This is a genomic window from Candidatus Nitrospira neuquenensis, assembly GCF_979578155.1.
Genome location: NZ_CEFZDU010000033.1, coordinates 233838 through 247411, shown reverse-complemented (window position 1 = coordinate 247411; position 13574 = coordinate 233838). Strand labels below are relative to the sequence as shown.

At 72.7% G+C, this 13574-nt stretch carries 12 protein-coding genes, 1 tRNA gene and 2 pseudogenes; 4 read left to right on the top strand and 11 right to left on the bottom strand.

The genetic code is table 11. From position 1 onward, the window contains the following. A pseudogene (locus AC1U7O_RS12125) lies at positions 1-1000 on the bottom strand (hypothetical protein); the annotation flags it as partial. A gap of 275 nt (positions 1001-1275) precedes the next feature. Here AC1U7O_RS12125 and AC1U7O_RS12120 point away from each other — a divergent pair. Then, entirely contained in the window at positions 1276-1932 is a 657-nt protein-coding gene (locus tag AC1U7O_RS12120) for a helix-turn-helix transcriptional regulator (RefSeq protein ID WP_479895033.1), read from the top strand. Positions 1933-1938: 6 nt separating this feature from the next. Here the strand turns inward: AC1U7O_RS12120 and AC1U7O_RS12115 are convergent, their stop codons facing one another. From AC1U7O_RS12115 to AC1U7O_RS12090, 6 genes are all read right to left on the bottom strand, one after another. After that, positions 1939-4044: a CHASE2 domain-containing protein gene (locus AC1U7O_RS12115; RefSeq protein WP_479895032.1), complete on the bottom strand. Its 2106-nt coding sequence runs from the start codon at positions 4042-4044 to the stop codon at positions 1939-1941. Positions 4045-4067: 23 nt separating this feature from the next. Then, on the bottom strand, positions 4068-4730 hold the full coding sequence (locus AC1U7O_RS12110) for a hypothetical protein (RefSeq protein WP_479895031.1): 663 nt from the start codon (positions 4728-4730) through the stop codon (positions 4068-4070). A gap of 43 nt (positions 4731-4773) precedes the next feature. After that, on the bottom strand, positions 4774-5820 hold the full coding sequence (locus AC1U7O_RS12105; RefSeq protein ID WP_479895030.1) for a S1C family serine protease: 1047 nt from the start codon (positions 5818-5820) through the stop codon (positions 4774-4776). A 26-nt stretch (positions 5821-5846) separates the two neighbouring features. Continuing rightward, on the bottom strand, positions 5847-6317 hold the full coding sequence (locus tag AC1U7O_RS12100; protein ID WP_479895029.1) for a hypothetical protein: 471 nt from the start codon (positions 6315-6317) through the stop codon (positions 5847-5849). Next, positions 6317-6961, bottom strand: a complete 645-nt coding sequence (locus tag AC1U7O_RS12095; RefSeq protein ID WP_479895028.1) for a hypothetical protein — start codon at positions 6959-6961, stop codon at positions 6317-6319. Before AC1U7O_RS12095 ends, AC1U7O_RS12100 begins: the two co-directional genes overlap by 1 nt. A gap of 250 nt (positions 6962-7211) precedes the next feature. Then, positions 7212-8630: an HD domain-containing protein gene (locus AC1U7O_RS12090; RefSeq protein ID WP_479895027.1), complete on the bottom strand. Its 1419-nt coding sequence runs from the start codon at positions 8628-8630 to the stop codon at positions 7212-7214. Between the two features lie 223 nt (positions 8631-8853). On the opposite strand from AC1U7O_RS12090, the gene AC1U7O_RS12085 reads away from it, so the two are divergent. From AC1U7O_RS12085 to AC1U7O_RS12075, 3 genes are all read left to right on the top strand, one after another. Then, on the top strand, positions 8854-10371 hold the full coding sequence (locus AC1U7O_RS12085; RefSeq protein ID WP_479895026.1) for an ATP-binding protein: 1518 nt from the start codon (positions 8854-8856) through the stop codon (positions 10369-10371). Positions 10372-10384: 13 nt separating this feature from the next. Continuing rightward, entirely contained in the window at positions 10385-11056 is a 672-nt protein-coding gene (locus AC1U7O_RS12080; protein ID WP_479895025.1) for a response regulator, read from the top strand. Between the two features lie 79 nt (positions 11057-11135). Next, positions 11136-11212, top strand: a tRNA-Arg gene (locus AC1U7O_RS12075). 145 nt (positions 11213-11357) lie between these two features. On the opposite strand, the pseudogene AC1U7O_RS12070 reads toward AC1U7O_RS12075, so the two are convergent. From AC1U7O_RS12070 to AC1U7O_RS12055, 4 genes and pseudogenes are all read right to left on the bottom strand, one after another. Continuing rightward, positions 11358-12443: pseudogene (locus AC1U7O_RS12070) on the bottom strand (tyrosine-type recombinase/integrase); the annotation flags it as partial. Then, on the bottom strand, positions 12403-12636 hold the full coding sequence (locus tag AC1U7O_RS12065) for a helix-turn-helix domain-containing protein (protein ID WP_479895024.1): 234 nt from the start codon (positions 12634-12636) through the stop codon (positions 12403-12405). The gene AC1U7O_RS12065 and the pseudogene AC1U7O_RS12070, both read right to left, overlap by 41 nt. A gap of 39 nt (positions 12637-12675) precedes the next feature. Beyond that, positions 12676-13062 carry a helix-turn-helix domain-containing protein gene (locus tag AC1U7O_RS12060; protein ID WP_479895023.1) on the bottom strand — a complete coding sequence of 129 codons (387 nt, stop codon included), beginning with the start codon at positions 13060-13062 and terminating at the stop codon, positions 12676-12678. A gap of 117 nt (positions 13063-13179) precedes the next feature. Beyond that, positions 13180-13569, bottom strand: a complete 390-nt coding sequence (locus AC1U7O_RS12055) for a hypothetical protein (protein WP_479895022.1) — start codon at positions 13567-13569, stop codon at positions 13180-13182. Positions 13570-13574 lie beyond the last annotated feature (5 nt).

Here is a 13574-nt window from a genome sequence, read left to right as displayed (position 1 = left end):
CGACCTGCGCGGCCGCGGCCGACGCCGCGACGTTCCGCACCGCCGCCTCGGCGCGTCCCTGCTGGTTCGTGCGGACCAGCGGGTCCACGTCGCCCTGGCCGGTCTGGAAGGCGAACCGCACGGGGATATCGGGCAGGGCGACCGGCCCGCTCGGCAGCGCCGCCACCAGCCCGGCCGCCAACGGCTTGGGCAGCGGCTTGCCCGGCTTGGCTTCCTGCTCGTTCCCGCCCTCATACCGCAGGGTGAGCGAGCCCAGCACCGCCGCGAGCTGCTGCTCCGACTGGACGACCCGAGCGGCGCTCGAGTCGGCGGGCTTGAGCTGCGGCGCGAGGTAGGCGACCCGCCGCTCCAGCATGGCCATGTTCAGGTCGCGCTCGAGCACCTGCTGGAGCGCGTCGAGCAGCGGAAGGACGCGCCCGGCGCGCTGGTGCTCGGCGGCCGCCTGCGCCAGCTCCTGGCGCTGGAGCCCGAGCGTCTTAAGGTCGTTGAGCCAGGCCTGGGCCGCCTGCACCCGATCGAGCCGCACCAGGGCATGGTACGTCTTCCGGCAGGTGTCGGTGAACCGCTTCAGCGTCTCCATACCGGAGACGGAGGTGTTGATCCGCTCCCTGATCTTCGACTGCACGTCCACGAGCACGACGCTCTCGGAGCCGGTCATCCCCTTTTCGCGGATCAGGCTCTGGTCCTCGGCCTCGATGTGGACCTCCACCTGCTTCATCACGGCGGTCCGGGCGATCGCCTCGGCCTCCTCGGGACTCTCCCGCGACTCCCCCACCGCCTCGAGGCTGCCCGTCTGGGTCAGCCAGGCCGGCCGGGGCGAGCCGGAGCAGTCCGGCGCCTGAGCCCCCCGCTCCGGCGCCGACCGCTCGGCTGGGGGCGGCGCGGAGGGCCCGCCCGCCCGCGACGAGGCCGTCGAGGGCGTCGCGCACCCCACCGCCAGCATCGCGGCGGCGGCCGCCGCCAGCCGCCACGCCATCCGTTCCTTCATGCTGCCGCGCATAGCCGAGCCCTCCCCTGATTCGACCGAGCCCCTATCCGTTTGGATAGCCCGCCTATCCGTTCCGACTTCCGCGCGCCGCCCGTCCGCCGACCGGATCGCCCGCCGTCGCGGCCGCTCCCTGCCGTCCGCTCGGGGTCGCTCCGCGTTTCCAAGGAGTTGCACGACGGCTCGTCGCGCCGCCCGTCCCGCCGCGGTCCGGGCACACGGCCTGCGACATCGGTGACAGGCGGTCCGGCCCCGCCGGATACCCCGCCGACACAGGGAGGAGCGCCACCATGGACCATTCCGAGCCCATCACCATCGCGCCCGCGCCGCCGCGGACCGAGGCCGAGCGCGACGGCCTCACGCCGGCCGCCTGGCACGCCCACGTCCGCGAGGAGCTGGCCGCCCTGCACCAGGCGCTGGATGCGCTGGGCCAGGGTGTCGTCGAGATGACCCCGCAGGGGCACATCCGATGGGCGACGACCCGCGCCTGGCAATGGCTCGCCCGGTACTGGGGGCGCGATGCCCGGCTGACCAGGCGGGCACCGGCCTCGCTGGTCCGGTGGGCGGACCGGACCGCGGCCGTCCAGTCCGACGAAGGCCGCCGCCTCCCCTTCCTGGTCGCGGGGTACGGCCGGCAGCTCAGCGTCCGCCTGGCCGTGCGCGCTTCGCGCCGGTGGCTGTTCCTCGAAGAACAGGCGGTCGGTCAGGCGGCCTCGCTGGAGCCGGCCGGCCTGACCCCGCGCGAGGCGGACGTGCTCGCCTGGCTCGCCCAGGGCAAGAGCAACGTGGACATCGCCGCGATCCTCGCGATCAGCCCGCGCACCGTCCAGAAGCACCTCGAGCGCATCTTCGTGAAGCTCGGCGTCGAGTCGCGCACCGCCGCGGCCGCCTACGTGATCGAGCATTGGCGGGATCACCCCCTCCAGCCGGGCCCCGACGTGGACTGACGGGGCTCAGGTCGCCGCCCGCCGCCACCAACGACGGCCGGCGACACCCCCCTGATCCGCGGCGGCGGGGGCGGGCGGCAGCCGCTCGACGAGACGGCTGACCATGTCCGGCGCCACCGCATAGAGGTCCGATTCCTCGCCCAATCCCTTCAACGTCCTGGTCACCCGCGGCAGGTCCTCCGGTAGCAGACCCTGCGCCCGCGCCAACCGGTACGTACGGCCGGACAGCAGCACGCCGCCCGGGTCCGCCGCGCTCTCGAGCCGCTGGGCCTTGTTCACCTCGGGTCCGACGACCGTGTAGTCCCAAAGATAACTCGTCCCCAGGTTGCCCACCGTCACCTCGCCCGTGTTCACTCCGATGCGCAGGAGCATCGGCTTGCCGCTCGGCACCGCCCGCCCCTGCCACCGCTCGTTCAGGGTCGCCATCTGGCGCTGCATCCCGAGGGCCGCCCGGACGGCGTTGGCCGCGTTGCGCGCGACGCGCGCCTCCGCGTCCGTGTCGTCCTCCGGCTCCGCGTCGCCGAAGAAGGCCATGATCCCGTCGCCCATGTACTTGTCGAGCGTGCCCCCCGCCTGGCGCAGGACCGTGCTCATGGCGGAGAGGTACTCGTGGAGCAACTGCTGCACGACGAGCGGCTGCGCGGTCATGCACCAGGTCGAAAATCCCCGCAGGTCGGCGAACAGCACCGTCAGCTCGCGCCGGCGGCCCGCCAGCAGGTCGGAGATCCGGTGGGGGTTGTGCCGGATTTCCCGGATCGTCTGGGGCGGGAGGCAGGAGCCGAGCACGGAAAGGAACCGCCATCGCTCCCGGTCCACGATGAGAAAGCGGGCGGCCAGGAGCAGCACCAGCGCGGCGACGAGCGCGATCGCCGGAGGAACGGCCGGCACGACCACGCCGCCGTCGAAGGCCCGCTGCGCCGCGAGCAGCATCGCGCCCAGGGCGGCGAGGAAGCTCGGCAGGATGACGGCGGGCCCGCCGACCAGCGCCACCGCGGTCAGGGCCAGCGCCGGCAGCGCCGTCAGGAGCAGGGCTTCCCGCGGCGTCGCGTCGCGGAGGAACTGGCGCGTGAGCACCATGTTCAGGACGTGCAGGTGCATCTCGCTGAAGACGAAGTTCTGCTGGAAGGGCACCGGCCCCTGGTCCCCGGCCGCGGTGGTGAGGTTGGCGACCACGACCGAGCGCCCCTTGAACAGCGCGGCGAGCTCCGCCCGTCCCTCCGGCTCGGCCGCCTGCTCCAGCATCCAGCTATAGGGAAAGTGCAGGAACCGCTTGCCCCACAGGCCCGCGTAGTTGATCCACATCCGGCCCTGCCGGTCCACGGGGACCGCCACCTCCTCGCCGCGCACGGCGAAGCGCAGCGCGACGCCCGGCTCGATGCGGACCGTGGCTGGGTCCACGCCGAGGTGGCGGAGCGCGACGGCGAGCGAGAGGGCGGGGATGAAGCCGTTGGGGGTGCGGTAGGCGACGGGCAGTCGCCGGAGAATGCCGTCCGAGTCCACGGCACGGCGGATGTGGCCGAACCCCGCGGCCCGTTCCGCCAGAAGGGGCAGCGGCAGGCTCCACGCATCGGCGGCAGGGAGCGCGCCGGCCGGCGCCGACCCCGGACGGAACAGGTGCGCCGGGGGGATCTCCGGGCTGCCGAGGTTGCCCGCCGCCTCCCGGCCCAGGTGGATCAGGACGGGGTAGAAGACGTTGCCCGCCTCTGCCGTGGCCTGCGCCAGCGCCCGGTCCTCGACCTCCCGGACGGGGTGCTCGAAGACGAGGTCCATGAGCACGGCGCGCGCGCCCCACTCGTGCAGCCAGCGAACCACCTGCGCATGGACCCGACGGTCCCAGGGCCAGCGCCCGAGGCCGTACCTCCGCGCGGCCGCATCGTCGTAGTCGATGATCGCCACGGCATCGGACTTGCCGTCTTCCGGGGAGGGGGCGGCGACGGGCAAGGGGGGGCGCAGGCGAAAGCGGACATCCACGGTCCAGAGCTCCACCGGCTCGAGCAGCCGGGGCCACCCCCACTCCACCAGCCAGGGGGCGGCAACCGCCACGAGGCCGCAGCCCAGCAGCAGCGCGGCGTGCGTCCAGCGGCGAGCCCGGTGGGGAAACAGATCGCGCATGCCCGCCAGACGTTCGGGCGGCCTTACGGCCCCTTCGGCCCGCAGTCCGGCGCCGCGCCGACCGTCCCGGTAGTGGCTCCCGGCTGGGTGGGATCGGACGGACGGCACAGGCGGCGGCCGACGGGCTCCAGCTTCTCGACCCGCGTGGCGAGGTGGTCCACCGACTGCTGCAGCGCGACGGCCTCGGGAGCGGAGCCGGCCTTCTTCCCGCCCGTCGCCTCCTCCAGCTCGGCGTGTGCGTCCTTCGCGCGCTTGTGGGTCTGCTCGATGAGCTTGTTCTGAAGCTCGACGGCTTCCTTGTACAGGTTGTCGATCTCCCGGAGGCGCTGCTGATATTCCTCCTTGGTCACCTCACCGGCGTTGTACCGGCCGCACAGCTCGACGTAGCGGGCGATGAGCCCGTGCACCGCCTGGTCCCAGGCCACGCCCCGTTCCAGCATCCAGGTCACCTCCGGCCCCACGCTGAACAGGAAATTCCCGGCCTTGAGGCCGACGGTGACGGAGCGCTTCTTGGTCTCATAGACCTGGCAGTCCATCTTCTCCGCCGGCGGCTCGCCGGCCCAGAGCCCCCCCGGCGCGGCGACCGCTCCCAGGACCAGCAGGCCGCAGCGCGCGAGGACGCGGCCGGCCGGCTGCTTCATCCACTCCACGGACCGACGGATCGCGGCGACTGCCCCCTGTCTCATGTGCGCGTCTCCTTCTCTCCCCGGCCGGTGCGCGCCCGGCCGGTTACCGGTCCTGGTGCCGTCGGATTTCCTCCCGCATGCCCTTCGCCATGTCTTCCATCTCCCGCTCCACTTGCGCCAGGCCGTCCAGGAGCTTGTCCATGTTGTAGGGGCGGGGCGGCGGAGGAGCTTCGGCGGCCGGGGGAGCGGGCTTGGGCGCAGCGGCCTTGGGCGGGATCATCGGCTTGGCCGGAGCCTCGGGCGCGGGCGGCTTGGGAGCCAGTGGCGCGGGGGAGGGCGCCGGCGCGGCGGCTGGCGGCGGCACGGGAGCGGGCGTCGCCACGGCGACCGCCGGCGGCGCATAGGCGACCTTCACGCCCTGCCGGGCCAGCCAGTCCCGCGCCACGCTGGACTTCAGGGCGAAGCTGATCGCCGTGATCGCCAGCCCATCGGCCGCCTTCCGGGCGATCGCGGTGTTCACCCCGATCTGATGGCCGGACGAATCCAACAGCGGCCCGCCCGAGTTCCCGCGGTTCAGGCTGGTTTCGGTCTGGAAGACGTGCTTGCCGGGCACCTGCTGGAAGTTCTCGAACTCGGCGCTGATCACGCCCGTCGTCAGCGTCCAGAGCCCGCCCTGCTCGGGATGGCCGATCGCCACGACGCGCTCGCCGATCTGGACCGGCTCCGGATCTCCGAGCGCCACGACCGGGAGCGGCTGCGGGGACGGCTCCATCCGGATCGCGGCCAGGTCGAGCGCCTCGTCGTAGGCGACGACCTGTCCGCGGACGCGCTGGGCAAGGTCCTTGTCCTGGTCGCCGGTCACCCGCTTCGGCTTGAGGAAGACCCACACGCGCTCGTAGGGCTTGTGGGTCTTCGCGTCCACCACCACGTGCGCGTTGGTCAGCACCCACCCGTCGCCGCTGACGATCGAGCCGGTGCCGGCCATCTGCTTGTCCCCGCCGAAGGCCGCCACGAAGACGACCCCCGGCGCCGCCTGCGCGTAGATCTGCTGCGGCGTCATCTCCGCCGCGGCGCCGGCCGCCCCGGCGAGCAGCCCGCACCCCGCCAGCGCCCCGGCCACGAGCCCCAGCCGCCTTCCCCTCCTGATCATCTCAGCCTCCCTCGACCGCCCGGCGGCTAGCGCCCGCCCAGCGGCATGCAGACCAGCGTGTAGACGGTGCCCTTCGGGCCGTACCGCTCGTCCCCGCCGGGGTGAACCCACTGCTCGCGCACCTGGGCGTTCTGCAGCACCACGTCGCTCGTGAAGTTCGTGTGGCCCTCGACCGACGCCTCGTACTCCTTGGTTCCACCGGACTCCACGATGATCTGGCCCGCCTGCACCCGCACCTCCCTGGCGCGCGCCAGCTCCGCCATGGCGATCTTCACGCTGTTCTGGCGGGCGTCCTCCGCGTAGTAGGTCGGCCCGCTCGTGCCGACCGCGCACAACTGGCCCCCGCCCTCGGGCAGCTTCGCCATCCAGCCCGGCGCCACGACCGGCGCAGATGCCGGCGACCCCGCCAGCCCGCTCATGCAACCGGTCAGCAGCACCGCCCCGAGCGCGAGTCCCGGCCGCCCCCCTCGCCGCGTCCCGCGGCCCGATCGCCCCATTACTTCCCCTGCTGCTCCTGGGCCTTGTCCACCTCGGTCTCCAGGGTGTCGAACGCCTTTTCCGCGTTCTTGCGGACGTAGTCGCGCATCTTCGCGTCCAGCTCCTTGAACTTGGCGTTCGCCGAGTTGAAGGAGTCCATGGCCTCCACGAAGCGCGCGATGTCCAGCCGGGCCAGCGCATAGGCTTCCTTCGTGTCCAGGGGGTTCTGCCAGTACTCGACGATCTCGGACCCCGTCAGCGACTGGGCGGTCACTTGCTTCATGGCCTCCTCGACGTGCTGCTCGACGAAGTGCTTGTCCTCCGAGCCCGCCGTCGTCTCGGCGATGTACTGCTTCTGCAAGGCCTTGACGTACACGTTGAAGGTCTTGGCCAGGTCGCCACGCGCCGCGCCCTCCGCCATCGTCCGCAGCGTTCGCTTGTTCACGAGGCCCGAGGCGTTCCCGACCCCGTAGAACACCTTCTTCTCCCCGCTCAGGCACTTGCCCTTCTGCGTCACCCAACAGGGCAACGTCGGAACGTTCTGGATGGCCGTCGGCTGCCCGGGCACGACCGGCGCCTCGGCCTCCTTGGTGGTCTCGCAGCCGGCCGCAACCCCCATCAAGACCGCCAACCCCAGCGCCGCCGTCACATTGCTCGTCCGCATCGCTCGCCTCCTTCAGTTGCGCGGGGCCTCCGGCCCGCCCCGCCTCGCCGCACACCCTCTGCCCCCGCCCCGTGAACCTGGGGCGATCGCGTACTTCCCCCTACCGCCAACGACGATAGCACCCCTCCTCGGTCCCGCCAATACGCCATCTTGCGTACGTACTCGTCTTGAAGTGACAGCCCGAGGGCCCGCCTCCCGGCGAAACCCTAGCAGGTCTCGACAAAAATGCCAAGATGGAACCTGTGGACAACTATGGGGCGCGGAACGGATCCTCGGCGTACCGGCCCCGAACCCATTGCCGAGCCCCCTCGACCGTCTCGAAGGCCCCGTCGAGCTGGGCCTCGTAGGCCTCGCGGAGGATCTCGCCCATCCGCGGGCCGGGCGCGAGCCCCATCTCCAGGAGATGCCGGCCCAGGAGCAGGGGTTTGGGCGCCGCGTTCTCCACCGCGACCGCCCGGGCCACCTCCAGCATCCGCAGCAGCGTTGCGGGCGGGCCCTTGGGCAGGGGCGGCCGCCCGCTGTGGTCGGCCTCGATCAGTCGGGCCAGCATGGGCAGCGCTTCGCCCGCCGCGTCCAACGCCCGCGCGAGCCGGCGCATCTGCGCCGCCGAGCCGGAGAAGCCGATGTGGTCCAGATGATGGCGGCAGAGGACGAGGAGCCGGTCGCGGCAACGACCCGGCGCGGCGATCCGGCCGAGGAACGCCTCGATCGGCTCCAGGCGGCCCGCATGACCGGGGGACGTGACGCGGCCGTGCTCCTGCCGGGTCACCGCCGGCTTGCCCAGGTCGTGGCAGAGGGCGGCGAGGACCAGCACGGTCCGGTCCTCCTCGTCCAGGCCGTCGTGCGCGGCGATCCGCGCGGCCTCATCGGTCACCAGCAACGTGTGCGTCCAGACATCCCCCTCCGGATGCCAGTGCGGGTCCTGCGGGCAGCCCTCCAGGGCGGCCAGCTCCGGATAGGCGGCGCGCCAGCCGCACTGCCGTAGAAACTCCAGGCCAGCCGACGGCCGCACGGAGCGAGCCGCCCACTTGCGCCACTCCCCCCAGACCCGTTCGACGGGAATCGCGGGCAGCTCCGCCAGCAGCGCGCGCGCCGCCTCGACGGTCTCCGGCGCGGCGCGCAGGTCGAACCGTCCGGCGAGCTGCAGCCCGCGCAGCACGCGCAGGGGGTCTTCGCCGAACTTGTCGCTGGTGTGGCGGAGAATCCGATCGTCAAGGTCCTGCAACCCGCCGTAGCCGTCCAGCAGCTCCCCGGCCTCGGGGTCGTAGGCCATCGCGTTGATCGTGAAGTCGCGGCGGGCCGCCGCCTCCTCCAAGGACATCCCCGGATCGGACAGGACCTCGAACCCGCGGTGGCCCAGCCCGGCCTTGGACTCGCGGCGCGGGATCGCCACGTCGATGGGCAGGCCGTGGACCTTGACGACGCCGAACGCCTGGCCCACGAGGTCCACGGGAAAACGGGAAGCCAACCGCTCCAGCAGGCGATCCGGCGGCACGCCGTAGACTTCTACGTCGAGGTCCGTCGCCGGCCGGCCCAGGGCCACGTCGCGCACGCAGCCGCCGACGAGGAGCGCCCGCCCGCCCGCGTCCCGCACGAGGGCGCAGAGCTCCGCCAGCGCCCGTTCGAGCGCCGGGTCCGCCAGGCGGAAGGTCAGGGAGCGGCGTCGCATCGGCGCCTATGATGCCCCAACCGCACGAGGGGCTCAACCTCGCCCTCGGCCGCTCGCGCACGACCGGCTCCCGGCGATGGTGTTTTCCCGGGGCCGGTGCTATACTCCGACCCCGTTTCCCCACCCACGCGGCCCATCGCGACGACACGCTCGCGGGGCGGCGTGCCCGTGGACGACGGCTGACGGGCGGACGGACAAGCCGCAAGGGAGAGGCGGGGGCGGCATGCGTCGCTGGCAACCCTACCTGTTCGGCGTCGGCGCCTTCGCGGTGGCCACGCTCGCCGGGTACGCCTGGCGCGACCGGCTGACGCCCGCCGCGATCATCGTCCTGTATCTCCTGAGCGTGGTCGTGTCCGCGCTCGGAGCCGGCCGCGGCCCCGCCCTCCTCGCCGTCGCGCTCGGCACGGCGGCCTTCGACCTCCTGTTCATGCCGCCCGATTTCATCCCCGCCCACCTCTACCGGGACGCGTTCTTCTCCGGCCCCCGCTATGCCTGGACGCTCGGCAGCCTGCTCGTCGCCGGCGTGGCGATCGCGGCGCTGGCGGGCGGCATGCGCGACCAGCGCAACGCGGCGCGGCAACGCGGGGAAGAGATGGCCGCGCTCTACACGTTCAGCCGGGACCTTGCGGCGGCGGACGGCCTCCCCCAGGTGCTGGAGACCTGCGGCCGGCACGTCGAGCGGATCGCCCGCTGCCGCGTCGCCCTCCTGCTGGACGAAGGCGGAACGCTCCGGCCGCGCTGGACGGCGTCCCAGTTTCCCCTCGACGACGACCGCCTGGCCGCCGCGGTCGCCGGCTTCACGGCCGGAGACGGCGACGCCGCCCGCGCCGCGGGGGCGGTCCGGTGCCTGCCGCTCAAGACCGCCGCCGGCGCGATCGGCGTGCTGGCCCTGGCCTCCGCCCGGCCCGGCGAGCCTCCGCCCCTGCCGCCGGCGGGCCTCATGGAAACGCTCTGCACCCAGGCGGCGCTGGCGATCGAGCGGGCGCGCCTCGAGGAGCAGACCCGCCAGGCCCAGTTCCTTCAGCAAAAGGTCCGGCTGCAGAAGGCGCTTCTCGCTTCCATCTCGCACGACCTGCGCACCCCGCTGGCCGCGATCACGGGCGCGATGAGCACCCTGCTGGAGGCTGACGGGGCACTGGCCGCGCCCGCCAAGGCCAAGCTCCTCGGCCTGGCCCGCGACGAAGCGGCGCGGCTCAACCACCTCGTCGGCAACCTGCTCGACATGACGCGGCTGGAGGCCGGCGTCCTCGAGATCCGGCGCGAGCCCGCCGACCTCAGAGAGATCGTCGCCGCGGCGCTGGAGCGGCTCGACCGCCTGTCTCCCCAGTGCCCGGTCCGGCTCGACCTCCCGCCGGACCTGCCGCTCGTCCCCGTGGACTTTGTGCTGATGACCCAGGTGCTGGTGAACCTGCTCGACAACGCCGGGAAGCACTCGCCGCCCGGCGCGCCGATCGAGGTCAGCGGCCGCATCGCGGGCGAGCGGCTGGAAGTCGCCGTGACGGATGCGGGGCCCGGCATCCCGGAAGAGGCACGCGAGGCGGTGTTCGAGAAGTTCTACCGGGTCCGCCGGCCGGATGCGCCGCCGGGCAGCGGCCTGGGCCTCTCCATCTGCCGGGGGTTCGTGGAGGCGCAGGGCGGGGCGATCCGCGCGGAGGCCGCCCCGAGCGGCGGCGCGCGGCTGGTGTTCACGCTCCCCCTGTCGCCGGCGGCCTCGCCTGCCAAGGAGGCCGCCCCTGTCTGAGCAGGGTCCCCGCGTGCTGGTCGTGGACGACGAACCCGCGATCCGCCATTTCCTGCGGACGTCGCTGGACGCGCACGGGTACAGGGTGTTCGAGGCGACCGGCGGGGAGGACGCGCTGCAAGCCGTCCAGCACCACCGGCCGGACCTCCTCATCCTGGACCTGGGCCTGCCCGATCTCTCCGGCACGGAGGTCACGCGCCGGCTCCGCCGCCACACGACCGTCCCGATCATCATCCTCTCCGTCTGCGATCAGGAGGCGGAGAAGGTCACGGCCCTCGACGCCGGGGCGGACGACTACCTGACCAAGCCCTTCAGCCTCGGGGAGTTGCTGGCGCGGCTGCGCGCGACGCTGCGGCGGATCGGGCCCTCGGGAGCCGAGCCCCTCTTCACCACGGGCGAACTCACCGTGGACCTGGCCAAGCGGTTCGTCCGGGTCGGGTCGCAGGAGATCCTGCTCACCCCGACCGAGTACGACCTCCTCAAGGCGCTCGTCGCCCAGGCGGGCAAGGTCCTCACGCACCGCCACCTGCTCCGCCTCGTCTGGGGGCCGGCCTACGAGGAGGACATCCACCTGCTGCGGGTCCACATGAGCAACCTGCGCCGCAAGCTCGAGCCCGACGCCGTCCGCCCCCGCTACATCGTCACGGAGGCGGGCGTGGGCTATCGCCTCAAGACGAACCCGTGATCGGGACACCGCGCCGCCTCGGGCTCTGCGTCGTCGCACCCGCTGCAAATCCCCCCCGCCTCGTGTACAATGCCGCCACGCCCCCGTAGCTCAGATGGATAGAGCAGCGGTTTCCTAAACCGCGGGTCGCACGTTCAAATCGTGTCGGGGGCACCAGATTTTCAAGGGGTTGCAACGGGCTCTCGGGGATTCCCCCTAGTTCTGCTACCACTTTGCTACCACTCGCCTCCCCGGTCCAGCCGTCCAGCCGATCCACGGCCCCCTTGTGCTCCAGGGGCAGCCACTTCCCGTAGGTATCGACGGTCAACTGGATGCTGGCGTGCCCGAGCTGGCGTTGCACGTAGGCCACGGACTCGCCCTGTTGGAGCAACAGGCTCGCGTAGGTGTGTCGCAGCGCGTGGGGGGAGAAATGGGGCGGGAGTCCGGCCGTCCGCAGGACCCGCGCCATGATCTTGCGCACCTTGGCATCATCGACGGGCTGGCCCGCCTCGTTCAGAAAGACCCAGGGCGGCACGTCCGACCACCCGCGTCGGAGGGTTTCTGCCTTCCGGGCGACGTGGAGCCGGGCCAGCGTCTCGGCGAGGGGTCGCGAGATGTCCACGGTGCGCCCATGGCCCGCCTTCGGGGAGCTGATCTGGCCGTGCGCGCGGCTCCGCTCGATCCGGATGGTCCGGCCGGCCGTATCCACGTCGCGCCACTGCAGTCCCAGGGCTTCGCCCAGGCGCATGCCGGTCCCGGCCAGCGTGAAGAAGAGCGGGGCGTAGCGGGGCTCCTGCCGCGCCATCGCCTCCAAGAACTGGCGGCGCTGCTCGCGGGTCATGGCCTTGATCGTTTCCTGGCGGGTGGCCTTGGGCGTCGCCAGTCGGAGCTGCCGCCCCAGCTTCTCCGCAGGATTCGCGGTGAGCACCCCGTCGTCCACGGCGGCGCGCAGCATCGCCCGCAGGACCGCATGGGCGTTCCGGACGGTGTTGCGGGCCAAGGGGGGCGGCTCCGCCGAGGGGGGCCCCGTGGGGGGCCGTCCTGGACAGGCCGGCCGGCGTTCGGCGAGCAGCCGGGCCAGCCACTCCTTGATCTGGCCACGGTGCACCCGCTGGAGCCGCATCGCCCCGAAGGCGGGGAGCACGTGCAAGCTCAGCAGCTCGCGATAGCGGCGCCACGTCCGCCCTTTCACCGTCGGCCGAATCAGCTCCAGCCAGCGGGCCGCGTAGGCGGCGAGGGTGATGTTCGGGTCCACGAGGGGCCGGGTCCACTGCCTCGCCTTCGGCCGCTCGCGGTCGACGCAGTCCTCGGCCTCGCGCTTCGTCGCAAACGTCCGCCAGCGCCGAATGCCGGCCGCGTCACGGTAGTCAGCGACCCACTTGCCGCGCCGTTTTCGCACGCATGCCATGTTCGCGTCCCTGTTGTGGGGGGGCGGCGTGCGCCGCCACCAGCCGCACCAGCCGGGCGACCGGTTCCGAGATGCCGCGCTCGCCCCGTTCCCAGCGGGCCACCGTATTGGGCGTCACCCCCAGGCGCCGCGCCAGGTCGGCTTGCGTCCAGCCCCGTGTCACCCGCACGCGCCGCAGTGCCGCGCCGTCCATGGCGAGACTATACCATCGGCCTATCTGGAAGGCAAGCGGTTATTCGCGGTGCCGCGCAATCCAGGCCGCCAAGTCGCCCGGCCGGAACCGGACGGTCTTTCCGATTCGCACCAGGGGCAGGGTCCCGCGTCGGGCGAGCTCGTACACCCGCCACTCGCGGAGACCCAGCCGCCGGGCGGCCTCGGCGGCCGTGAGCAGCGGGCCCTCCGACGGCACCGCCTCATCCGCCGGCCCGGGCGCGACGACAGGCCCAGTCCGCTCCGCCCCGCCCCCCGCGCTCGCCGCCGCCGCACACCGGGCCAGCAGGAGCGGCTGCAGCGCGGCCACCTTCACCAGGAGGGCCATGGCCTGCGCCGCTGGGAGATCGGCCGCTTGGGCCGGATCGGCCGCGATCTGATCCAGGCTGGGCAGGTCCGTCAGACTCACGGAGACACCTCACACACACTATGAAGGGGCGCGGGGGGCGGGGCTGCAGGAGTCGCCCGGCCACCCCGCGTCGCCGGGGGAGGGGCCTTCGGCGTGGCGCCTCCTCCCGGCCGGTCCTCACGCCCACCGGAAGTAGGAGGACTTCCACCATGCGCCGAGCCCCCGGAAGGCCGGGTCCTGCGCGCTCCGCGCGCGCACCGCCGCCTCCCCGGTCCCCATCGTGCCGGCGCGGACATCCAGGGCCAGCGACTTGGCGATCGTCGCCTGGGTCTCCGCAGGCGTGGGCAGTTGGCGGGCCATCAGGTCAATCCGATGGAACGTCGCGCTGTCGAGCTTCCCCGCCTCGAACGCGCGCCGCGCCGCAGCCAGGGTCGCGTGCGCCACCCGGCTGCGCTGCTCGGGGGTCAGCCGCGACGGGTCCTTGAACATTTCGAGCAGGCGATCGAGTGTGTCGAGTGCGTCGTCGAAGTCGCGTTCTGTGATCGGGGTCGTCGTCTGCGCAGCCATAGGTC